Origin of the sequence: Nocardiopsis sp. NPDC058631, from assembly GCF_042716955.1 — a bacterium.
GTDB lineage: Bacteria > Actinomycetota > Actinomycetes > Streptosporangiales > Streptosporangiaceae > Nocardiopsis.
Genome location: NZ_JBHXQY010000044.1, coordinates 17,022 through 38,080 on the forward strand (window position 1 = coordinate 17,022; position 21,059 = coordinate 38,080).

Annotated in this window: 17 protein-coding genes and 1 pseudogene; 10 read left to right on the forward strand and 8 right to left on the reverse strand. The window is 71.5% G+C overall.

Features of this window, described 5'->3' with window-relative positions; translation table 11 throughout:
- The first annotated feature begins 388 nt into the window (after positions 1–388).
- The 4 genes from ACFWTE_RS16180 (at position 389) to ACFWTE_RS16195 (ending at position 4,028) form a co-directional block, all read left to right on the forward strand.
- A complete protein-coding gene (locus tag ACFWTE_RS16180; RefSeq protein ID WP_378780217.1) occupies positions 389–1,321 on the forward strand; it encodes a TIGR01777 family oxidoreductase in 933 nt (310 codons plus the stop codon).
- 9 nt (positions 1,322–1,330) lie between these two features.
- Positions 1,331–2,035, forward strand: a complete 705-nt coding sequence (gene lipB / locus ACFWTE_RS16185) for a lipoyl(octanoyl) transferase LipB (RefSeq protein ID WP_378780219.1) — start codon at positions 1,331–1,333, stop codon at positions 2,033–2,035.
- A 96-nt stretch (positions 2,036–2,131) separates the two neighbouring features.
- Complete coding sequence (lipA, locus tag ACFWTE_RS16190) at positions 2,132–3,085, forward strand: lipoyl synthase (RefSeq protein WP_378780220.1); 954 nt, start codon at positions 2,132–2,134, stop codon at positions 3,083–3,085.
- Between the two features lie 217 nt (positions 3,086–3,302).
- Positions 3,303–4,028, forward strand: coding sequence for a DUF4191 domain-containing protein (locus ACFWTE_RS16195; RefSeq protein WP_378780221.1), 726 nt, complete (start codon positions 3,303–3,305; stop codon positions 4,026–4,028).
- Between the two features lie 370 nt (positions 4,029–4,398).
- Here the strand turns inward: ACFWTE_RS16195 and ACFWTE_RS16200 are convergent, their stop codons facing one another.
- From ACFWTE_RS16200 to ACFWTE_RS16210, 3 genes are all read right to left on the reverse strand, one after another.
- Positions 4,399–5,799: an LCP family protein gene (locus ACFWTE_RS16200; protein ID WP_378780246.1), complete on the reverse strand. Its 1,401-nt coding sequence runs from the start codon at positions 5,797–5,799 to the stop codon at positions 4,399–4,401.
- Between the two features lie 188 nt (positions 5,800–5,987).
- A complete protein-coding gene (locus tag ACFWTE_RS16205; protein WP_378780222.1) occupies positions 5,988–7,418 on the reverse strand; it encodes an LCP family protein in 1,431 nt (476 codons plus the stop codon).
- Positions 7,419–7,591: 173 nt separating this feature from the next.
- The gene (locus ACFWTE_RS16210; protein ID WP_378780223.1) at positions 7,592–8,074 is read right to left on the reverse strand and encodes an RDD family protein; all 483 of its coding nucleotides are present in this window, start codon (positions 8,072–8,074) and stop codon (positions 7,592–7,594) included.
- Positions 8,075–8,403: 329 nt separating this feature from the next.
- Between ACFWTE_RS16210 and glnA the strand changes: the two genes are divergently transcribed.
- Together glnA and ACFWTE_RS16220 are read left to right on the forward strand one after the other, a co-directional pair.
- Positions 8,404–9,828 carry a type I glutamate--ammonia ligase gene (gene glnA, locus ACFWTE_RS16215; RefSeq protein WP_378780224.1) on the forward strand — a complete coding sequence of 475 codons (1,425 nt, stop codon included), beginning with the start codon at positions 8,404–8,406 and terminating at the stop codon, positions 9,826–9,828.
- A gap of 230 nt (positions 9,829–10,058) precedes the next feature.
- The gene (locus ACFWTE_RS16220) at positions 10,059–13,109 is read left to right on the forward strand and encodes a bifunctional [glutamine synthetase] adenylyltransferase/[glutamine synthetase]-adenylyl-L-tyrosine phosphorylase (RefSeq protein ID WP_378780247.1); all 3,051 of its coding nucleotides are present in this window, start codon (positions 10,059–10,061) and stop codon (positions 13,107–13,109) included.
- A 273-nt stretch (positions 13,110–13,382) separates the two neighbouring features.
- Here ACFWTE_RS16220 and ACFWTE_RS16225 read toward each other — a convergent pair whose 3' ends face one another.
- Together ACFWTE_RS16225 and ACFWTE_RS16230 are read right to left on the reverse strand one after the other, a co-directional pair.
- The gene (locus tag ACFWTE_RS16225; RefSeq protein ID WP_378780225.1) at positions 13,383–14,528 is read right to left on the reverse strand and encodes a sensor histidine kinase; all 1,146 of its coding nucleotides are present in this window, start codon (positions 14,526–14,528) and stop codon (positions 13,383–13,385) included.
- Positions 14,525–15,199: a response regulator transcription factor gene (locus ACFWTE_RS16230; RefSeq protein ID WP_378780226.1), complete on the reverse strand. Its 675-nt coding sequence runs from the start codon at positions 15,197–15,199 to the stop codon at positions 14,525–14,527. Before ACFWTE_RS16230 ends, ACFWTE_RS16225 begins: the two co-directional genes overlap by 4 nt.
- Before the next feature lie 169 nt (positions 15,200–15,368).
- Here ACFWTE_RS16230 and ACFWTE_RS16235 point away from each other — a divergent pair, with 169 nt between their 5' ends.
- Positions 15,369–16,004: a M15 family metallopeptidase gene (locus ACFWTE_RS16235; protein WP_378780227.1), complete on the forward strand. Its 636-nt coding sequence runs from the start codon at positions 15,369–15,371 to the stop codon at positions 16,002–16,004.
- Positions 16,005–16,179: 175 nt separating this feature from the next.
- On the opposite strand, the gene ACFWTE_RS16240 is transcribed toward ACFWTE_RS16235, so the two are convergent.
- Together ACFWTE_RS16240 and ACFWTE_RS16245 are read right to left on the reverse strand one after the other, a co-directional pair.
- Positions 16,180–17,985: a carbohydrate-binding module family 20 domain-containing protein gene (locus ACFWTE_RS16240; RefSeq protein WP_378780228.1), complete on the reverse strand. Its 1,806-nt coding sequence runs from the start codon at positions 17,983–17,985 to the stop codon at positions 16,180–16,182.
- A 407-nt stretch (positions 17,986–18,392) separates the two neighbouring features.
- On the reverse strand, positions 18,393–18,731 hold the full coding sequence (locus tag ACFWTE_RS16245) for a hypothetical protein (RefSeq protein WP_378780229.1): 339 nt from the start codon (positions 18,729–18,731) through the stop codon (positions 18,393–18,395).
- Between the two features lie 280 nt (positions 18,732–19,011).
- Here ACFWTE_RS16245 and ACFWTE_RS16250 point away from each other — a divergent pair.
- Both ACFWTE_RS16250 and ACFWTE_RS16255 read left to right on the forward strand, forming a co-directional pair.
- A pseudogene (locus tag ACFWTE_RS16250) lies at positions 19,012–19,404 on the forward strand (DUF5753 domain-containing protein); the annotation flags it as partial.
- 12 nt (positions 19,405–19,416) lie between these two features.
- A complete protein-coding gene (locus tag ACFWTE_RS16255; protein WP_378780230.1) occupies positions 19,417–19,614 on the forward strand; it encodes a DUF397 domain-containing protein in 198 nt (65 codons plus the stop codon).
- A 186-nt stretch (positions 19,615–19,800) separates the two neighbouring features.
- On the opposite strand, the gene ACFWTE_RS16260 is transcribed toward ACFWTE_RS16255, so the two are convergent.
- The gene (locus ACFWTE_RS16260) at positions 19,801–20,445 is read right to left on the reverse strand and encodes a hypothetical protein (protein ID WP_378780231.1); all 645 of its coding nucleotides are present in this window, start codon (positions 20,443–20,445) and stop codon (positions 19,801–19,803) included.
- Positions 20,446–20,702: 257 nt separating this feature from the next.
- On the opposite strand from ACFWTE_RS16260, the gene ACFWTE_RS16265 reads away from it, so the two are divergent.
- Entirely contained in the window at positions 20,703–20,891 is a 189-nt protein-coding gene (locus ACFWTE_RS16265; protein ID WP_378780232.1) for a hypothetical protein, read from the forward strand.
- Positions 20,892–21,059: the final 168 nt, after the last annotated feature.

Here is a 21,059-nt window from a genome sequence, read left to right on the forward strand (position 1 = left end):
GGGTCCGGCCGCAGGCGCCCCCGACCTTCCGCTGGGGCCCTCGCGGGTTGGGGGGGGGGGCCCGGACACCCGGGGTGGGGTACGGCGCACGGGGCGGCGCCTGTGCCGCCGCCCCGTCTTTCTACCCCACCAATCACCATCCCCTGATGATCCCCATCATCAAAGGTCTGTGGACGGGCGCCACGACAGCCAGCCCGACAGCGTGTCGCCCACGGTGACTCCGCGCTGACGCGGAGTCCCCTGTTCCACCTTCAAAGTAGAAGAGTGGGAGGCCTCCCCGCAGCGTTTTCGCAGAAAAAACCGGAGAGATTTCCCGGGGGTGCTCCTCGCCGCACCTTCCGTGCCCTCTTCGGAGGGAGGCCGGGGATCCTCCGGGTAGACCCTGGGCATGAGAGTGGCGATCACGGGAGCCTCCGGGCTCATCGGCAGGGCGCTGACGGCGTCCCTGCTCGAAGACGGACACACGGTGGTGCGCCTGGTGCGGCACCTTCCCAGGGGTGCGGACGCGACGAACGTGGAGGAGGCGGAGTGGCGCCCCGAGCAGGGGCGTGTCGACACCGTCGCCCTGCACGAGACCGACGCCGTCGTGCACCTGGCGGGGGCACCGATCGGTCCCGCGCTGTGGACCAGGCACCGGCGCGCGGTCATCCGGCGCAGCCGGATCCGCGGCACGCGCACCCTGGCGCAGGCACTGGCGGGGATGTCCTCCCCTCCTCCGCGGCTGCTGACGGCGTCGGGGATGCACTTCTACGGGGACACCGGGGGCGCGGTGGCCACCGAGGAGAGTCCGCCGGGCGCCGGCTTCCTGGCGCAGACCTGTCAGGCGTGGGAGAAGGCCGCGGACCCGGCCCTGGAGGCGGGGCTGTCGGTGGTGTACATGCGCACGGCGGTGGTGCTCGACCGCTCGGGAGGCCTGCTGCGCACCCTGCTGCCGCTGTACCGGGCGGGTCTGGGCGGGCGCCTGGGGTCGGGGGCGCAGTACATGAGCTGGATCGCGCTGCGCGACCAGGTCGGGGCGATCCGGTTCCTGCTGGAGCACCCGGAGGTGACCGGCCCGGTGAACATGTGCGCGCCGGAGCCGGTGAGCAACGCGGCGTTCACCCAGGCCCTGGGCGAGGTCCTGCGGCGCCCCACGATCCTCCCGGTTCCCGCGACGGCACTGCGCGCGAGTCTGGGGGACTTCGCGGAGGAGACCTCCCTGATCGACCTCAGAGCCGCGCCCGAACGCCTGGAGAAGGCCGGGTATTCCTTCCACCTGCCCACCATCGACAGTGCGCTATCCGACATCCTGGCCCGACCCGCGCCCCGTACCGGGGCGTAAGCTGGCTGTGTGAGTGATCTCGTTTACGCATGGCTGGGCGACGATCCCGTCCCGTACCACCAGGGCTGGGATCTCCAGAAGCGGCTCCATGAGGGCCGCGTCGCCGATGAGGTGGCCGACACCGTCCTGTTCCTGGAACACGAGCCCGTGTACACCGCCGGAAAGCGCACTGGGAGGTGGGATCGTCCCATCACCGACCCCGGTGCCCCCGTCGTGGACATCGACCGGGGCGGCAAGATCACCTGGCACGGCCCCGGCCAGCTGACGGTGTACCCCATCGTGCGGATGCCGGACCCCGTGGACGTGATCGCCTACGTGCGCATGCTGGAGGAGGCCATCATCCGCACCATCGCGGAGTACGGCCTGACCGGCAGGCGGGTGGAGGGACGCACGGGGGTGTGGCTGGACGCCGACCCCGGACGCGGCCTGATCGAGCGCAAGGTCGCCGCCATCGGCTGCCGGATCGCCCGCGGGGTCGGTATGCACGGACTCGCGTTGAACTGCAACAATGACATGTCGTGGTTCGACCGGATCGTCCCGTGCGGAATCACCGACGCCGGGGTGACCTCGCTCTCCGCCGAGCTGGAACGCGAGGTGACCGTGGCCGACGTGAGACTGCGGATGGAACGGCACCTGGCGGACGTCCTCGGCGCGCAGGGGTACAGCCGCGCCGACGGCGCCGAGCTGCTCGCCGGAGCCGTCGCCCGTGGATGAGACACCACACCATGAGCCAGTCCCGACCGGGACACAGCCGCCCCCACGAAGGGCGAGAGGGTCCCGTCACGGGGCACAGAAGGGAACGGGTTCACGTTGACCATCGCTCCTGAGGGCCGCAAGCTGCTGCGCGTGGAGGCGCGCAACAGCGAGACCCCCATCGAGAAGAAGCCGCCGTGGATCAAGATCAAGGCGCACATGGGGCCCGAGTACACCGAGCTCCAGTCCCTGGTCAAGAGCGAGGGCCTGCACACGGTCTGCCAGGAGGCCGGGTGCCCCAACATCTTCGAGTGCTGGGAGGACCGCGAGGCCACGTTCCTCATCGGCGGCGACCAGTGCACGCGCCGCTGCGACTTCTGCCAGATCGCCACGGGCAAGCCCAGCGCCCTGGACCGGATGGAGCCGACCAAGGTCGCCAACTCCGTGAAGAAGATGGAGCTGCGCTACGCCACCATCACCGGTGTGGCGCGTGACGACCTGGAGGACGGCGGCGCCTGGCTGTACGCCGAGACGGTCCGCAAGATCCACGAGCTCAACCCGGACACGGGTGTGGAGCTGCTCATCCCCGACTTCAACGCCGACCCCGACCAGCTGGCCGAGGTGTTCGGCTCGCGGCCGGAGGTCCTGGCGCACAACGTCGAGACGGTCCCGCGGATCTTCAAGCGCATCCGTCCCGGCTTCCGCTACGAGCGCTCCCTCCGGGTCATCACCGAGGCGCGCGCGGACGACCTCGTCACCAAGTCGAACCTGATCCTCGGCATGGGCGAGACCCGTGAGGAGATCAGCGAGGCGATGCGCGACCTGCACGAGGCCGGGTGCGACCTGCTCACCATCACCCAGTACCTGCGCCCCTCCAAGCTGCACCACCCGATCGACCGGTGGGTGAGGCCCGAGGAGTTCGTGGAGCTGGGTGAGGAGGCCGAGGAGATCGGCTTCGCCGGTGTCATGTCGGGTCCGCTGGTGCGTTCGTCCTACCGTGCCGGGCGCCTGTACAAGCAGGCCCGCGAGAAGCGGGACGCGGAGAACGCCGCCCTGGCTGGCAAGGCATAACGGGCATTCCACCCGAGTCGTGACCAAGCTGGAACGGTGGCCCACGGGCCACCGTTCCTCATGCGGGGGCACGGACACATATCCTGGTGGCGAGAGGCGCCCAGCTGGCTGGCGCCGCAAGGCGCCGCACCAAGGTCGACCGCGAAGAGGAGGCAAGGCAGCCCAGGGATCCCCGTCCCCGCCGACACAGCGTCGGCGCGCGCTGCCTGAGAGCACGATGGCGAAAAAGCCCAAGGGTTCAGAGACCCCGACCCCCGCCAAGGGCGGGGCCGAGAAGGAGCCGGGACGGCTCAAGCAGATCGGCATGGTCGCCAAGGTCGTCCACCAGCAGAGCCCCCGCAGCATCCCGCTGGCGGTCGGCGTCGCGGTGGTCGTCCTCGCGGTCTTCGTCGGTATCGGCATCTGGACGGGTTCCTGGATCCTGTGGCCGCTGACGGGCCTGCCGATCGCCTTCCTGACCGGGTTCATCATCTTCACGCGCTCCGCGCAGCGCGTCCAGTACAAGATGCTGGACGGCCGTCTGGGCGCGGGCATGGCGATCCTGGACAACATGCGCGGCAACTGGGTGGTCGAACCGGGCGTGGCCGCCAACAAGCAGATGGACGTCGTCCACCGCGTGGTGGGCCGTCCCGGCGTGATCCTGGTCGGCGAGGGCGACCCGGGCCGCCTCAAGCCGCTGATCGCCGGGGAGAAGAAGCGGGTCGCGCGGGTCGCGCACGACACGCCCATCTACGACTTCAAGGTCGGCAACGGCGAGGGCCTGGTGCCGGTCTCCAAGCTCCAGCGCACGCTGGTCAGGCTCCCGCGCAACCTGGACAAGTCCGGGGCCGCCGAGCTGAACTACCGGCTCAGGGCCCTGCCCGCCAAGATGCAGATGCCCAAGGGGCCGATGCCCAAGGGCGCGAAGATGCCCCGGGGCATGCGCGGCCAGTCCGGCGGCTAGCGAACCGGGCAGGCCTCTCACGCACACGTGGAGGGGGCCGTCGCACCGACAAGGTGCGGCGGCCCCCTTTCTTTCGTGTTCGGGACCGGGGTACGACGCGGGCACGTGGCCGCCGGGCCGGCGATCGAGCCCACGGCGCGGGACGGCGGGCGTGGAGGAGCGGCCCCGGCCCGGTCGTCGCCGAGCACGGACAGGGCGGCGGTGACACCGGCCCGCCCGGTGAGGGTCGTGCCGCGCCCGTCCGGGAGCGCGGGGAGAGGGCCCGCCTACCGCCCGGGTGCCCGCAGGAAGCGGAGAGGCCCCGCGGGCACCGGATCCGGTGTCCGCGGGGCCTCTCGACGCCGTCGGCGCGGTCTCGGGACCGCGGGGGCTACTCGCAGGAGACCGTGTCGTCCTCGGCCGAGGTGCCCTCCAGGCCTTCGAGGGCGCCACCGCCCCCGTCGCCCTCTCCGCCCCCGTCGCCCTCGAAGGTGATGGGGCCCCAGTCGTCGACGCCCATGACCAGTTCCAGCTCGGGTCCGAGGTCGGGGACCTCCTCGATCTGGGCGGCCGTCAGCACCGAGGCGAGCTCCTCGGCCTGCGCCGCCTGGTCGGGGCCGTGGTAGACCGTCGTCGCGGTGGGCTGCCGGGCCTGCGGGTTGCCGGTCCCCGTGACGACGAAACCGCCCTCCAGGAGGCGCTGCTCGACCTGGCTGCCCAGCCCGTTGACGCCCGTGCCGTTGAGGACCCGGACGGACACGTCCCCGGGCTCGACGGAGGCCTCCTCGGCCTCCTCGGCCTCCTCGCCGCCCTCGTCCTCGCCCTCCTCCTCCGCCAGCGCCTCGCCGGAGGCCACCGAGGCGAAGAGCTCGTCGGCGGCGGGCTGGTCGAAGGCGACCTTGTTCGGGTTGCTCGGAGCGTCGACGACCGGGACCGTCACCATGTTCATCCGGCCGAGGTCCACATCGCGCATGGCGATGGCCAGCTCCGCCATGCGTTCGGTGGTGAACCCGTCGTCGGTCACCATGCTGTCGGTGACCGAGCCGATGAAGTCGTAGAGGGTGGTCGGGCTGGACAGGATGTCGCCGCTGGTGACCTCCCGCAGGATCGCGCCGATCAGCCTCTGCTGGTTCTCGATCCTGTTCAGGTCGCTGCCGAACTCGGTGCTGTCCCGGGAGCGGGCCAGCCCGAGCGCCTCCTCGCCGCCGAGGGTCTGCATCCCGGCCTCCAGCTGGAGGTGGGCCTTGGGGTCGTCGATCGCCTCGGGAACGCACATCTCGACGCCGCCGACGGAGTCGACGATGTTCTGGAAGCCGGCGAAGTCGACCATCACCATGTGGTCGAGGTGGATGCCGGTGAGCGTCTCCACGGTGTTGCCCTGGCAGTCCATGCCGCCGTAGGTCATGGCGTGGTTGAGCTGGTCCACCGTTCCGGCGGAGACCCCCGGCGCCTCGTCGTTGGGCGCGCAGTCGGGCATGTCGACGATCAGGTCGCGCGGCATGTTGACCATGGTCACGCCGCCCTGGTCCACGTCGATGCTGACCACGACCAGCACGTCGGGCCGGATGCCGTTCAGCTCGTTGTAGGAGGCGTCCTCCCCCGCGCGCTCGTCGGTACCGAGCAGGAGGATGTTGTGGAGGCCCTCCACCTGGCTGGGGCGGTCTCCCCAGGCGTCGGGGTTGACCTCCTCGGTGGCGATGCCCAGGGCGTCCCGGTATCCCGCGTAGACGGTCAGGCTCGACGCGATGAGCAGGCCGGTCACCCCGCACGCGATCCACTGGCCAAGGCTCATCCTCGCGGCGAGGGCCGATGACACGTTTCTGGGAGCCAAGGGGGCACCTGCGATCCGGTATGGGACAAGGGCGGGTCCGCTCGGAGGAGAGCGCCGCGCGTACTGCGCGGGGCGGAGCGAACGTAACGGCCGGATCGTACCGGAAGGGCACGCATCGTGTCAGATCGTATCCGGCTCGGCGGTTCCGATCAGCAGGCGCTCTCCGCTTCCTCCGCGGTGATGCCGTCGAGGTCGTCGGTGACCGAGATCTCCGGTTCGGAGGAGCCCCCGTCGGCGAACCCGGCCCAGTCGGGGGCCAGGACCAGTTCCAGGGTCTGGGCGAGGCCCTCGGCCTCCTCCGTGACCGCGGACTCCATCGATGCGGCCAGCATCTCGGCCGCGGCCTCCTGACCGGGGGCGTGGTAGACCGTGGTGAACTCCGGGAAGCGGGCCACGGGGTTGCCGGTCCCGGTGACCGTGTAGCCCTCCGCGGCCAGGACCGCCTGGACCTCCAGGGCGAGGCCGTCGACACCCGCGTTGTTGAGGATCTCCACGGAGACGTCCGCCGGTGCGGGAGCCTCCTCGGCCTCCTCGCCGGCCCCCTCCTCGCCGGACTCCTCCTCGTCCCCGCCGCCGGCGAGGTCCGCTCCCGCGTTGATCGCCTCGAACAGCGCGGGGGCGGCGTCGCTCATGATCAGGCGGTTGGGGTCGGCGGGGTGCTGGCCGTTGGGGACGGTCACGAACTGGATGCGCTCCAGGTCGACCTCGCGCATGGAGATGGCGAGGTCGGTCATGGTGTCGACGGTCAGCTCGTCGTCGGTGCTGACCGAGTCGGTGACCGCGCCGAGGAAGTTGGTGATGGTGACCGGGCTGGTCATGACCTCGCTGCTGAGCACCTGGCGCAGCATCGCGCCCATGAACTCCTGCTGGCGGTCGATGCGGGACAGGTCGCCGCCGTCGCCCTGCGCGTAGCGGGAGCGCACGAACCCGAGGGAGTCCTCGCCGTCCAGCGTCTGGAGCCCGGCGTCCAGGACCAGGTGGGCCTTGGGGTCGTCCACGGGTTCGGGGATGCACATCTCCACACCGCCGATGGCGTCGACCATGTCCTTGAACCCGGTGAAGTCCATCATGACGAAGTGGTCCAGGTGCACGTCGGTGGCCACCTCGACGGCCTGCCACTGGCAGCCGATACCGCCGAACGTCATCGCGGAGTTGATCATGCCGCTGTGCGGCGACATCCCCTCGTACCCCTCGACCGCCTCGCACGCGGGCAGGTCCACGACCAGGTCGCGGGGCAGGTTCACGAGGGTGGCCGCCCCGTTGTCGACGTTGATGCTGGCGATGAGCATCGTGTCGGGCCGTGCGCCCTCCGCCTCGCCGTAGTCGGCGTTCTCGCCCGAGCGCACGTCGGAGCCGATGATGAGCAGGTTCATCACGCCCTCGACGCTGGTGGGGCGGTCCCACGTCGTGTCCACCTGCGTGGTGGTGATGTTGCCGACGATGCCCTGGTACCAGCCGTAGCCGCCCAGGCTCACGATGACGGCCAGGGCGGTGGCCGCGCAGGCGACCCACTGCCCTGCGGACATCCGCACGGCACCGAGCACGCCGGAGGGACGGGAAGTGGAACGTCTGCCAGCCATGCGAACCTTCGGAGGGTGCGGTGGGACCTGGTGGGGAGGGTGTGGGGGCAGGACACCGTGAGGGTCGCGACCGTCCCCGGGAAAAGCGATGAACGGATGCTAACAGCAGCGGGAACCCGGCCCGTACCACCGCGTTTGCGACTCCGGCAGGAATATCCGCCTACGGTGCGCGCTCAGTAACGGGTCGCGACCGTGCCCGCGGCGCGATCGTGCAGGCCCCGGGTGTCCCGGTCGTAGATGACGGCGGGGATGACCAGGCACAGCAGGAGCGTGCGCACGGTCATCGACACGAACCAGGGCCAGGAGCGCTCACCGGTGGCGGTGATGCCGACACCGACGAGGCGGCGCCCGACTGTCGTGCCGAAGAGGGTCAGGAGGATGACGCTCATCACCGCGAAGACCACCAGGGCGGTGTTGCTGAGCATGGGGACGACCTCCTCCGAGGAGGTGAGCTCCGCGCCGACCGCGCCCAGGCCGTAGAGGCCCCAGGCGACCGCGAGCGCCAGGCCCCAGTCCAGGACCAGTCCGACGAGGCGGCGGATGACGCCCGGAACCGACCCCGCACCGCTTTCCGGCAGGCCCAGGCGGTTTCCCCTGTACTGGAAGTCGTCGTCGTGGATGGCTCCGGCGGCGCCGCCCGGGCTCTGGTCGCTCATGGCCTCCACGGTATCCACCCGGTGGGGGCACCCGCCCGCGGGTCGTCCGTACGGGGCGTGAGCACGGCAACGGGAAGGCGTGTCCGGGACCACAACCACGTGCTCCACACGTCCCGTTTTCGCACCCAAAGCAGTGGAATCACCGGGTCAGGCGGGGTGGTCTGCGAAAACGCCTGGCTCCGTAACATGCAGGAAACAATAGAGACATGGCACGGAAATCACCCGCTCCTAGCTTCGTTACGAAGCCGGGAGACGGCGTGTGATCCGACGTGTCCGCGATGAAGCGGACCCCGGACCCATCGTCTCAGACACCTGCACGGAGGTTCGTTTTGTTCAGCAGCGTCGACGAGGTGCTCGCCTACATCCGGGACGAGGACGTCAAGTTCCTCGATGTCCGATTCACGGACCTGTTCGGGGGCGTGAACCACGTTACCCTCCCGACCTCGAACGTCGACGCCTCGACGTTCACCGACGGCCAGATGTTCGACGGGTCCTCGATCCGCGGCTTCCAGGCCATCCACGAGTCCGACATGCTGCTGCTCCCCGACCTGAGCACCGGCGTCGTCGACCCGTTCCGCAAGCACAAGACGCTGAACATGACGTTCTTCGTCCACGACCCGCTGACGCTGGAGTCGTACAGCCGCGACCCGCGCAACGTCGCCCGCAAGGCCGAGGCCTACCTCAAGGGCTCCGGAGTCGCGGACACCGCCTTCTTCGGTCCCGAGGCCGAGTTCTACATCTTCGACGACGTCAAGTTCGAGACGCGATCGAACACCGGCTACTACGAGATCGACTCCATCGAGGGCGCCTGGAACACGGGCTCCGCGATCGAGGGCGGCAACCGCGGCTACCGTCCCCGCTACAAGGGCGGCTACTTCCCCGTCGAGCCGGTCGACCACTACAGCGACCTGCGCTCCGACATGGTGCAGACCCTGATCGACTCGGGCATCGAGGTCGAGCTCCAGCACCACGAGGTCGGCACCGCGGGCCAGGCCGAGATCGGCATCAGGTTCGGCACGCTGCTCCAGCAGGCCGACAAGGTGCAGTTGTACAAGTACATCGTCAAGAACGTCGCCAACGAGGCGGGCAAGACGGCCACGTTCATGCCCAAGCCGCTGTTCGGCGACAACGGCTCCGGCATGCACTGCCACCAGAGCCTGTGGAAGGACGGCGAGCCGCTCTTCTTCGACGAGGCGGGTTACGGCCAGCTCTCCGACACCGCGCGCTACTACATCGGCGGTCTGCTCAAGCACGCCGACGCGCTGCTCGCCTTCACCAACCCCACGGTGAACTCGTACCACCGCCTGGTGCCCGGCTACGAGGCGCCCATCAACCTCGTCTACAGCCAGCGCAACCGCTCGGCCTGCATCCGCCTGCCGCTCACGGGTTCCAACCCCAAGGCCAAGCGCATCGAGTTCCGTGTGCCGGACCCCTCGGCCAACCCGTACCTGGCCTTCTCCGCCATGCTGATGGCCGGCATCGACGGCATCAAGAACAAGATCGAGCCGCCGGAGCCGATCGACAAGGACCTCTACGAGCTGCCCCCGGCGGAGGCCTCGGCCATCAAGACCGTCCCGGCCTCGCTCGACGACGCCCTGCTGGCCCTGGAGGCCGACCACGAGTTCCTGCTTGAGGGCGGCGTGTTCACCAAGGACCTCATCGAGACCTACGTGGACTTCAAGCGCACCGAGGAGATCGACTCCCTGCGTCTGCGCCCGCACCCGCGCGAGTTCGAGCTCTACTACGACATCTAGGACTGCGGCGCTGCGGCGTGCGCCTCGGGGTCCTACCCCCAAGGGCGCGCGTCGGGCGCACACTCCGAGGTTTCAGGGGCCACCGGCGGCGTAGGACACGCTGCCGGTGGCCTTCCCCGTCCCCGCACCGCCCGCGGCAGCGGGCGAGATGACCTGCAAGCAGAGCCGTGCTGCACGTCCGTGGGCCGTCCGGCTACGGTTGAGGCGTGGCAAGGGACGGAAACTTCACCATGACAGCAGGCTCGCTCGCCAGACGTGGCTTCAGCGACAGCACCCGGGCCCTACGGCTGATGACGGAGGCGGGCCTGGACGCACGGGCCGACACCGCCGTCATCGACGCCCTCTCGGCCGCACCCGACCCCGACCAGGCCCTGCTGGGGCTGATCAGGGTCCTGGAGTCCGACCCGGACCCGGCCGAGGTCCTGGACGTGCTGCGCGAGGAACACGACCTGCGGGACCGGCTGGGCAGGGTACTGGGCACCAGCCCCGCCCTGACCGACCACCTGGTGCGCCATCCGGGCGACTGGCGGGAACTGCGGGGCGCCGACGCCGCCAGGTCCCCCGAGCCGGACGAGCTGCGCCGGGGCATGCTGCACACGGTGGGGGCCGATCCCCACAGCGCGGCGCCGACCGCCGACCCGGCCGTGGTCGAGGACGGGACGTGCGAGGCTCTCCGGCACACCCTGCGGGTGGCGTACCGCAGGCGCGTGCTGCGGTTGGCCGGACGCGACCTGACGGGCCTGTGCACGGTCGACGAGGCCGCGGCGGAACTGGCCGACCTGGCCGCGGCCATGCTCGACGCCGCGCTGGCCGTGGCCCGGGCCGAACAGCCCGAGGACGCCGCGCTGTGCCGTCTGGCGGTGATCGGCATGGGCAAGTGCGGCGGCCGTGAGCTGAACTATGTCAGCGACGTGGACGTGGTGTTCGTGGCCGAGCCCGCGGAGCCTGCCGACCCCGACGTGCCGGTCGACGACCAGGCGGCCATGCGCGCGGCGACCCGGCTGGCCACCACGATGATGCGCATCCCCTCCGAGACCGACGCCGAGGGCGTCCTGTGGGAGGTGGACCCGGCGCTGCGGCCGGAGGGGCGCAACGGGCCGCTGGTGCGCTCGGTGGCGGGGCACCTGTCGTACTACGAGCGCTGGGCCAAGACCTGGGAGTTCCAGGCGCTGCTCAAGGCCCGGCCGATCGCAGGCGACGCCGGCCTGGGCCTGGCGTACGCGGACGCGATCCGGCCCCTGGTGTGGGAGGCGACCAGCCGCAAGGACTTCGTGGAGGACGTGCAGGCGATGCGCCGCCGCGTGGTGGCGCACATCCCCGCGGGCGAGACCGAGCGTGAGCTGAAGCTGGGGCCGGGCGGCCTCCGCGACATCGAGTTCTCCGTCCAGCTGCTCCAGCTGGTGCACGGTCGCACCGACGACCGGCTGCGGTCGGGCAACACCCTGGAGGCGCTGGGGGCCCTGTCCGAGTTCGGGTACGTCGGGCGGCGCGACGCGGCCGGGCTGTCGGAGGCCTACCGCTTCCTGCGCCGGGTGGAGCACCTGCTGCAGCTGGAGCGGCTGCGGCGCACCCACCTGATGCCGGACCCCGCGAGCCCCGACGGAACCGAGCACCTGCGCCGCCTGGGGCGGGCGCTGGGGTTCACCGCCGACCCGTTCAAGGAGCTCACCGAGGCCCGCCGCCGGGTGTCGTCGGAGGTGCGGCGCCTGCACGAGAAGCTGTTCTACCGGCCGTTGCTGAACGCGGTGGCGCAGCTGCCGGGCGAGGAGGCACGGCTCTCGCCGGAGCAGGCCAAGATCCGTCTGGAGGCGCTCGGGTTCGCGGACCCCGGCGGGGCCCTGCGGCACCTGGAGTCGCTGACGTCGGGGGTGTCCCGGCGGGCGGCGATCCAGCGGACGCTGCTGCCGGTGATGCTGGGCTGGTTCTCCGACTCCCCCGACCCCGACGCGGGCCTGTTCGGGTTTCGCCAGGTGAGTGACGCCCTGGGCACCACCCCGTGGTACCTGCGGCTGCTGCGCGACGACGTGCGGGTGGCCGAGCGGATGGCGTGGCTGCTGGGGACGAGCCGGTACGTGACGGAGCTGCTGCTGCGGGCTCCGGACGCGGTGGCGATGCTGGACGACGACGCCGACCTGGTGCGGCGCGGGCCGAAGGTGCTCGACGCCGAGGCGGAGGCGGCGCAGCGCCGCTACGACACGGCGGAGGAGTCGGTGGCGGCGGTGCGGGCGCTGCGCCGCCGCGAGCTGCTGCGCACGGCCGCCGCCGACCTGTTGGAGGTGTCGTCGGTCCAGGAGGTGGGTGCGGCGCTGACCGACATCGCCGCGGTGACGATCGAGGCCGCGTTGCGGCTGGCGCAGAACCGCGTCGTGGCGGCGTCCGGGGACGAGCCCCTGACGCGTGTGTGCGTGGTGGCGATGGGCCGGTTCGGCGGCGGCGAGCTGACCTACGCCAGTGACGCGGACGTGATGTACGTGCACGACCCCCTTCCCGGGGTCGACACGGGAGCGGCGACCCAGCAGGCGCTGGCGATCGTGCGGGAGCTGGCGCGGCTGTTGGAGATGCCCGCCGCGGAGCCGCCCCTGAAGGTGGACACGGACCTGCGCCCCGAGGGCCGAAGCGGGCCGGTGGTGCGCACGCTGGAGTCGTACGCGGCGTACTACGGCCGGTGGTCCCAGGTGTGGGAGAGCCAGGCGCTGCTGAGGGCCAGGCCGATCGCCGGGGACCCGGAGCTGCGGGAGGCGTTCACGGCGCTGATCGACCCGATCCGCTACCCGGAGGGCGGGATCGACTCCTCGGCGGTGCTGGAGATCCGCAAGCTCAAGGCGCGGATGGAGGCCGAGCGGCTGCCGCGCGGGGCGGACCCGACCCTGCACACGAAGCTCGGCCGCGGCGGGCTCTCGGACGTGGAGTGGGTGGCGCAGCTGACACAGCTCAGGCACGCCCGCGAGTACCCGGACCTTCGCACGACCGGGACCCTGGAGGCCCTGGACGCGGCCGTGGCCCACGGGTTCCTGGGTGCGGACGACGGCGCTGTGCTGGAGCAGGCCTGGAGGCTGGCCTCGCGGGTGCGGGGCATGGTGATGCTGGTGCGCGGTCGCGGTGGCGACTCGCTGCCGACGGACCTGCGGGTGCGCGCGGCGCTGGCGGGCGCGATGGGGTACCGCAACACCGAGGACGAGGAGGGCGTCTGGGAGGGCCCCGCCGAGCAGTTGACGGAGGCCTACCTGCGTACCACCCGGCGGGCGCGCGCGGTGATGGAGCGCGTCTTCTACGACGACTAGGGCGTGTTCCGTGGATGCTTTCGGTTGATTCGGCGCTTGCGCCGATCGCCGCGAGCGGCCTCCAGGCAATCTCTCGCAAGACGAGTAGCGCAGGTCAGCCCGGGTCTGGCTGTCCAAGCGTGGTCGGCGCAGCGAGAGGCAGCCTGGCGGTTGCGAGCCCGGAATGATCCGCGGAACACGGCCTAGCCGCGCTGCCCGGAACGGTTCACGGCTCCCCCTCCCGCCGTACCGGCAACGGTTCGGGGCGGCCCGTTGGGGCTCCCGCGTCGGCGGTCACCGTCCGGGCGGGCGGGGGAGGGTGACCGTGACGACGAGCCCTCCCCCGTCGCGCGGGTCGAGGACGAGGGTTCCGCCGTGGACGTCGACGACGCGGGCGACGAGGGCCAGTCCCAGACCGTGGCCCTCGCCCTGTCCCGGACCGCGGCCCCCCTCTGCGCGGCGGGTACGCCCCTCGCCCCTCAGGAACGGCTCACGCAGCCGCGCCGCGGCCTCGGACGTGTACACGGGCCCGGTGTTCTCGACCCTGAGCGTGGTCACGCCCCGTCGGGGATCGCTTTCCGTGACGGCCAGCGCCGTTCCGCGTCCGGTGTTGTGGCGGACGGCGTTCTGAGCGAGGTTCGCGACTGCCCGGGCGAGAAGGGCGCCGTCGCCGAGCACCGGTGCGGCCTCCAGCCGCAGGTCCCAGGTCACACCGTGCCGCTCGGCCTCGTGCGCGGCGTCGCCGACCGCCGTGCGGACGGTCCCGGCGAGGTCGAGCGGTGCGGCCGCGGTGGTGACGGCGTTGGCGTCGGCGAGCCGCAGCAGCGCCTCGGTCAGACCGACGGCCCTGGCGTTGGTGATGCTGAGCCGTTCGACCAGGGCCGGATAGTCCTGTCCGCCGGGGTTGCGGCGGGCGACGTCGAGGAGCGTTCCCGTAACGGCCAGCGGGGTCCGCAGTTCGTGGGAGGCGTTCGCGGCGAAGCGCTCCTGTGTCACGAACGCGTCGTGGAGCCGGTCGAGCATGTGGTCGAAGGTGTCGGCGAGCTGGCGGAACTCGTCGTTGACCCCCGTCAGGCGGATCCGGTGGTCCAGCCGTCCTTCCGCGGCGATCCGGGCGGCCTCGTTGATGCGCTGGAGGGGGCGCAGCACCCACCCGGCCAGGAACCAGCCACCGGTGATGCCGATCAGGGCCAGGGCCGCGAGGAGCGCCCCGGAGAGGCGGACCAGGGCGGTGAGGATCTCCCACCTCGACGCGACGGGCAGGTGGGCCTCCGACGGGTTGGCCGCGGTCAGCGGATAGTTCGGCACGTAGCGCAGGACCACGTAGACGCCCAGCAGGAGGACGGCGCCGGCGGCGACGAGGAACCCCGCGTAGCTCAGGGCCAGGCGGAAGCGCGCGCTGACAAGGGGGGTCGCCGCGCGCGGCGGGGCGGCGCTCACGCCCTCGCCCCGGGGGCGACGAGGCGGTAGCCGACCCCGGGGACCGTGACGACGGGGTCCGGTGCGCCGAGGACCCGGCGCAGGGTCGAGACGGTGACCCTGGGGGCGCTCGTGAACGGGTCGGCGTTCTCGTCCCACACCTTCTCCAGCAGGGTTTCCGCGCTCACCACGCCTCCGTCCGCGCGCATCAAAAGTTCCAGGACGGCGAACTGCTTGCGGGCGAGCCTGAGGTAGCGGCCGTCCCGGTAGGCCTCCCGCCGGTAGGGGTCCAGGCGCAGGCCCGCGCACTCCAGCACGGGCGGGACCGCGGCGGCCGGGCGCCTGGCGAGCGCGCGCAGGCGCACGACCAGTTCCTCCAGCGCGAAGGGCTTGGTGAGGTAGTCGTCGGCGCCGAGCGTGAACCCGTCCACCTTGTCCCTGAGCCGGGTCGCGGCCGTCAGCATGAGCACCCTCGTGCCCGGGTGGTCGCGGGTGAGGGCCGCGCACACGTCGTCCCCGTGCGTGCCGGGGATGTCGCGGTCGAGGACGACCACGTCGTAGTCGTTGACGCCGACGCGTTCGAGGGCCTCGTCCCCGTCGAAGGCCACGTCGGCGGCGATCGCCTCATGGCGCAGCCCCGCCTGGAGGGCCTCGGCCATGAAGACCTCGTCCTCGACGACCAGCACGCGCATGTGGTGTCCCCCTGTTCGACGGCCCGTCCTGCCGGCCGGACGCCTGATTCTAGGCAACGCCCGTGTTGCGAAAACGTTGGGACTTCATCCGACATCCCCGCAACACGCTCCCTGCTGCCCTGGTGGGAGGCGCCGGGCGACCCCGTCCGGCGGAGAGGGGAGGGATCCCGTGGTTCGTGTTTCACCCCGGTCGCGTGTCGCCGGCTGGCCGGCCGCCGTCCCGGTCGTGCTCGTCTTCCTCGTCGCCCTGGCGGCCCTGGCCCTGACCGCCCTGGGGGCGTGTGCCCCGACCGGCCCGGGGCCGGAGGGGGGCGGGGGCCCGGCGCCCGCAACCGATCTGCCCGTCACCCGGCTCACACCGCTGGGCGAGGACGACGGCTACCTCGGTGAGGGGGAGGGCGTGTCCCCGTTCACGGAGGATCTGCCGCTGTTGACGCGGATGGACCCGGAGCTGCTGAAGGCGGTGCGGGCCGCCGCGACCGAGGCCCGGACCGCGGGCGTGGACGTGGTCGTCACGAGCGGGTGGCGGAGCGAGCGCTACCAGCAGTTCCTCCTGGACGCGGCGGTCACGGTCTACGCCGACGAGGAGGAGGCCGCCCGGTGGGTCGCCACACCGCAGGCCTCCTCCCACGTGAGCGGCGAGGCGGTCGACATCGGCCGGACGGACGCCGCCGACTGGATGGGCCGGTACGGCGCCGCCCACGGGCTCTGCCAGACCTACGCGAACGAGATGTGGCACTTCGAGCTCGCGGTCGAGCCGGGGGGCACCTGTCCCGCCCCGCGGGCGGACGCCTCGGCCGGGTGACCGTCCGGGCGGTCGGGGGACGGGGGCACCCCCGTGCCGGAGGAGTGTGGCGCGGGGGTGCTGACGGGGCGGGCGGAGGCCGCGCGCCCCGGGTGTCACCGGGCGGGGTTTCGAGGGGGCTGCCCGGCGGAGCGGGTCGGGGCCCGGGAGCGGGTCGGGGCCCCTGGCGGTGGGGTCAGCGGTCTCCCCAGGTGACGGTGGCGGCGGGACCGACACGGTTCTGGCCGGGTTCCCATTCCACGTGGCCTGCGCCGTCGACCTTGACGAGCTTCCACTCGGTGGCGGCTCCCAGGGTGACGGCTCCCGACCAGGTGCCGTCGCCCCCGTCGGTCAGCGCGACCCCGTCGACGGGGTTCCAGGAGCCGAGTGCGGCGGTCTCGCCGACGACGTGCACCACCTGTCCGGGCCGGGTGTCGACGGTCGCGGTGAGGTCTGCGCCGGGATCGCCCGGGTCGGTGCCGCCGCACCCGTCGGGGTCCTGGCACTCCCCTCCGACGTGCAGCGCCACGGCGCCGTCCGCGGGCACCCTGGCGGTGACGCGGCCGTCGGTGACGGTGACGGCGCCCTCTCCGGCGGCGTTGTCGTAGGTTCCGTCGGGCAGGCCGGTCCCGGTGGTCAGTTCCCAGGCCTGGCCGGAGGCGTTGAAGGCGGCGAAGCCGCGCCCGCCCCGGTCGAAGGCCACCCGGGAGGAGCCGTCGCGGGCCCGTTCGGCCAGCGGGGCGTCGCCGACCGCGCTGCGGAAGGCGGCCATCCCGGCGACGGTCCCGTCGCGGTGCTCGCAGATCCAGTCGGAGGAGGCGCAGTCGGCGTCCTCGGTGATCCATCCGGCGGGGTTGCCGTCCACCTCGCCGACGCTGGGCGGCCCCTCGGTCTGGTTGTCCCCGAAGTCGTAGCTCGACATCACCACGGGCGTGCCGTAGGGGTGGGCGAGCATGAACGCGGTGGCGAGGCGGTAGCGGTCGCCGTCCTTGTGGGTGAGGGTGGGCTCGTAGCGCTGGGTGTCGTGGTTGTCGATGAACACGACGGCCTGGTCGGCGGCGAGTCCCCCGTACTCGGGCATCGCGGTCAGTCCGGCGATGTCGCCTCCGGCGAACCGCTGGGACACGTCGCGCTTGTAGTCGAAGTTGGTGACCTGGCCGTAGGGCGTGTAGGCGGTGTAGGGGATCGTGGCGTCGCCGTAGACCTCGTGGTAGACGCGCGGCCGACCGCCGAAGCCGGGCACGTCGTCCAGCCCGCCGAAGATCGCGCCGATGTCGGACTCGGGGACGTGTTTGGAGGCGTCGACCCGGAAGCCCGCCACCCCGAGGTCCACCAGCCCGTTGAGGTAGCGGGTGATCTGGGCGCGGACGTGGGGGCTGCCCGTGTCCAGGTCGGCGAGGCCCAGGAGTTGGCAGTCCTGGATCTCCTGCTTGTCGTTCCAGTCGGCGATGTCCTCGCGGCAGGGGCTGAAGTCCCCGTCGCCGTAGGCGGCGGAGCCGTCGCCGAACAGGTCGGGGTGGTCGTACTTGGCCCACCGGGTGCCGTTGCTGCCGGTGCCGGACCCGTCGCCGGTCATGTGGTTGACGATCGCGTCGGCGTAGATCCTCACGCCGCTGTCACGGCAGGTGTCGACCATCGCGGCGAACTCGTCGGCGGTGCCGCGGCGGGTGTTGCCGATGCTGTAGGAGGTCGGCTGGTAGTCCTGCCACCAGGGGTAGTTCCCTCCTTCGGCGTAGGGGACGACGATGTGTTCCTGGGGCGGGGAGACCTGGACGGCCCCGAAGCCGTTGGGTCCGAGGAAGTCCTCGCACTCGGTGGCGACGGCGTCCCAGCTCCACTGGAAGAGGTGGACGACGGTCTCGCTGCTGTCGGCCTGCGCGACGGTGGTGTCGGCGACGGGCGCGGCCTGGGTGGGCGGGGGGTCGATCAGGCCGGGAGCCGCTAGCAGGCCCGCTCCCAGCATGACCGCCGCGGCGACGGCGCCGGGGCCTCGTGTTCTCATGTGCGCTCCTTGGGGGGTGCGCGGTGGGGCGCATGAGCCTCACCGCCATGCCCTTGCAGTTTTTGCAAGATTTTGCATGGGAGTGACGAAGCTAACAGAACGAACCGCCCTTGTGAACAGGCCGTTTCCCACAGCTCTCCTCCCTCACCGAGAGCGACGGCATCCGCTGTGAACTGCTCGAACCCTCTGGCGGGACAGGAGGGGGCATCCGGGCCGGCGGCCGGACCTCAGCTGTGAGCTGGGCCGACGCGGGGCCACCACCGCAGGCCCGACCACGGAAAAATCCCGCAAGATTACTGAAAGGCACGCAAAAAACCGGTGGCGGTACGGACCACGGGTTCCGTACCACCACCGGCCTGCGCCTCGGGCGGCCTGCGGGGGCCGCTTCGGGACGCCTGTCGGGGGGCCTACCAGAAGACGGCCACGCCGATGTTGACGACGGCGAGCACGCCCGCCGCGATGGCGAGGTTCCTGGCGGGCTTGCGCAGGTTCAGCACGCCCACCACCACGACGGCGAGGGCGATGACCAGCTTGACGGCGATCTTGACGTGGTTCGGGTCGGAGAGGTCGCCCATCTCGGCGACCCCGACGAGGAGCAGCCCGGTGACGAACTGGAGCAGCGAGCTGTGCAGCAGGACCTTGGGGGCCTTGGCATGGCCGGTCATGATCTGCATGAGGAAGCCCGCGATGATGCCGGCCAGGCCGATCATGTGCAGGAAGACGAGCGCGGAGTAGAGGATGTCCATGGCGCTAGGCTACTACGACCCGTAGTTTTGGGCCCCGTTTTTATGACACGCTGACGTAACAAAACCGGCGGCCACGGGACGTCCCGTGGTTCCCGACCGGGGCGGCGGCTCAGGCCCCGCGCGCCCCGGCCGGAGGGACCTGACTCCAGGGCGCGCGGGGGTCTCAGCGGCAGCGGTGAGCAGGCCCTGGGTGGCAATGTCGGCGCCGCTCATGAGGTGCCCAGGCGGTGAAGGCCGTCCAGGACCGCGTCCAGAACGGTGAGCGAGGGACCGTCGCGTCGAAGCGCGCATGCTCAGGAAGACCGTCTTCTCCCGGTCGGACCCGCCGGCGTTCTGGACCGTGATCGACGAAGCTGCGCTTCTCCACATCACGCCTGATCTGCGGGACCAGCTGGAGTACCTTGTTGAGGTCAGCTACCGGCCGAACATCGGCATCCAGATGCTTCCTGCAAGCGGTGGCCTACATGCCGCTATGACGGGTCACTTCGTTCTGCTGGAGTTCCCTTCCACGGATCCGCCCGTCGTCTATCTGGAGGCGGTATCCGAGGAGCTCTACCTGGAAGCGCCAGACCAGGTTCGCCGCTATCGGCGTATCTTCGACTTCGTGCAGGCGTCGGCCCTGTCCGTGGACGAGTCGCGTGAGCTGATCCGGAACCGATTGTCAGCCCTGTAGAGAGCAGCAGCTATGCCAGAAGCACCCCACCACCTGAAGTTCCGCAAGTCCTCCTACAGCACCGGGCGCGGCCAGGACTGCGTCGAGGTCGCCGACACCCCGGGGGCGTCTGCCATGCGCGACACCCAGAACAGGGAGGCCGGACACCTCATGTTCCCGGCTGCTGAGTGGGCGGCTCTGCTGTCCACTGCCCAGGCTCGCGACCTGTAGCGCCAACCACGACGGCCCGCCAGTCTGGGACTGGCGGGCCGTCGTGCGCTGTACCTGAACAGCGTTCCCGGACTCACTCTACCCCGACCGGCTGACACCGGAAAGGGACCGAGGACCTGGGGCGCTGGGGGCGTGACGGGGCGCCTCGAAAACTTTGCGCGGATCCGCCGCCCCGGCGGCACCGGCTCATCTCCGGCGCAGGATCCCCCTCTGCCGCCACAGCATCCAGGCCAGCCCCACCGCCAGAACCGCCCCGGCGGACCGCACGGCCCAGTTCGGGTCGACGAACTCCGACACCCGCGACATCATCGTGGCCTCGGTGACCACCACCGTGTTGCTCGCGCACGCGGCCGGATCCGCGTCCCTGTCCAACAGCAGGCAGGCCGTGCTCATCACCCGCTCCTGGGGGCCGGCCCCCTCCACGACACGGGCCCGCACCGTGTAGACGACCTCCTCCCCCGGCGGCACGTCCACCCGCCAGTTCACGATGCCCTGGTCGGCCGCTCCCCCGTGGTCGACCTCCAGAACCTCCAACGCCTCGGGGAAGTGCTGGGCGAGCAGCGCGTCCCGGACCTGATCGCTGTCGCTGTTGGCCACGGTCGTGCGCAGGGTGATCTCCCTCCCCGGGTTGGGGGGCTCGTCGCCCACAGTCACGGACAGCCCCACCAGGGGCGCGTCCCCCTCCGCGGGGGCGGCTCCGGGCAGCCCCCGCGGGTTCTCCTCCGCGGACGCGGGCACGGCGGCCAGTCCGACCGCCACCAGCCCCGCCGCGAGCGCGCCGCCCCATCCGGACGCCGCGATCCGACTGCTTCCCCGCACGACCCGAGCCATCCCGTGCCTCCTGTGTGTCCGCGACCTGTCAGGACTAGACAACTACGAGTGATCGCCTGATCGCGTGAGGTGACACATTCTCGGTGTGCCGGACCCCCGCCGACCTCCGACACGGGGTCTGAGCCCGTTCCAGGGGTCCTAGGACGGAGCACCGCCGCAGGACGGGGAATTCTTCCGATGCGCCGGAGCCGTTCTTAGGACGAGCGTGGACACGGACGGCGGGACACGGGGTCCGCGCCGACGGGGAAGGACACACGATGTTCCACAGTGCACTGCTCATGGAGAACGCCCGGACGATGACCGAGCAGCGGATCCGCGAGATGGCCAACGTGCGGGCAGCGCGGAGCGCCCACGCCGCGCTGCGCGCCCAGCGCAGGGAGGAGCGCCGCACCCGCCGCGGGCGCCTCCTGTTGCGCGCCGGCCGGCGCTACGGGCGGGCGGCCTGACCCCATGGGGTCCGCGGACCCTTCGACCACCGCTCCCGCTCCGGCGGCCCCCGGGGCACCCCGGGGCCCCCTCCGGTACCCCACCCCCCCCCCCCGGCCCGTCGGGGCCCCAGGGGCGGGCCCCCCCCCGGGCTTCGCCGGGCGGCCCGGCCCGCTGAGGTAGGCCCC